The organism is Paraburkholderia franconis, from assembly GCF_009362735.1.
GTDB classification, from domain to species: Bacteria; Pseudomonadota; Gammaproteobacteria; order Burkholderiales; family Burkholderiaceae; genus Paraburkholderia; species Paraburkholderia franconis.
Map to the genome: position 1 here is coordinate 1 of NZ_WHNP01000232.1, position 1073 is coordinate 1073.

Here is a 1073-nt window from a genome sequence, read left to right on the forward strand (position 1 = left end):
ATAAGGGCTATCCACTTAGCACCACCTGAGAGAAAATGTCGGTGTGAGCGAATTCCAGCCTACCCCGACCGCCGGCGTCGACTACCCTCGGACGTGGAGCCAGTTTGAAGACTGGTTTGTCACCGAGGAGGAGTGTGCGCGCTATCTTGAGCGGCTGCGTTGGCCGGAGGGGTTCGTCTGCCCCAGTTGCGCAACCAAACGGGACCCGTATAGGAGCAGCCGCGGGCGCCTGATCTGCCGCACCTGCCGACATCCTGGGACAGTGACATCCGGCACGATTTTCGATAAGACACGCACGCCCTTGAAGGTGTGGTTGGCAGCGGCGTGGCATCTGACGAGCCAGAAATCCGGAATGAGCGCTCTGGGTTTGCAGCGAGTCCTGGGGTTTGGCAGTTATCAAACCGCCTGGACCATCCTGCACCGTTTCCGTCGTGCGATGGTTCGGCCCGGACGGGAACGTCTCAAAGGGATCGTCGAGGTCGATCAGAGCTATCTTGCCATTCGTGAACGACGTGACACTCCCGTGGGTAAAGGCGGAAAGAGACGGACCACCAAGGCTGTCGTGGTGATCGCCGTGGAAATTCTGGAGCCCAAAGGGTTCGGTCGGATTCGCCTTCAACAGATTGAAGAGGAGTCGACTGCCAGTGTTGAGCCTTTCGTGCGAGCGGTCGTGGAACCCGGCTCCGTGCTGCGCACTGACGGCGCAGCCATCTATCGGGCGTTGCAGGACGACTATCAACATGAGCGCACGGTCATCAAATCCGTGATGCCAGACGCCATTCCGGCGCACGTGCCGTTACCCGGCGTCCATCGCGTCGCTTCACTGCTTAAGCGCTGGCTTCTCGGCACGCACCAAGGGGCGGTCAAGCCGGCCCACCTAGACCATTACCTCGACGAGTTCGTCTTTCGCTTTAACCGACGCACGTCTCATTCCCGCGGCCTGCTTTTCTACCGCCTGCTTGAACAGGCCGTTCAGACAGACCCCATCACCTACCGGCAGATCGCGCGAAAATCTCCCCGTGAGGGCTGAATTTCACAGCGTGGAATTTTGGCGCTAAGTGGATAGCCCTTAT

The 1073-nt window shown here is 59.6% G+C and carries 1 protein-coding gene; it reads left to right on the forward strand.

Annotation, left to right across the window (positions count from 1 at the left end):
- Positions 1–43 precede the first annotated feature (43 nt).
- Positions 44–1030 (forward strand): IS1595 family transposase, encoded by a 987-nt coding sequence (locus GCT13_RS47860; protein WP_321575078.1) that lies wholly within the window; start codon positions 44–46, stop codon positions 1028–1030.
- Positions 1031–1073: the final 43 nt, after the last annotated feature.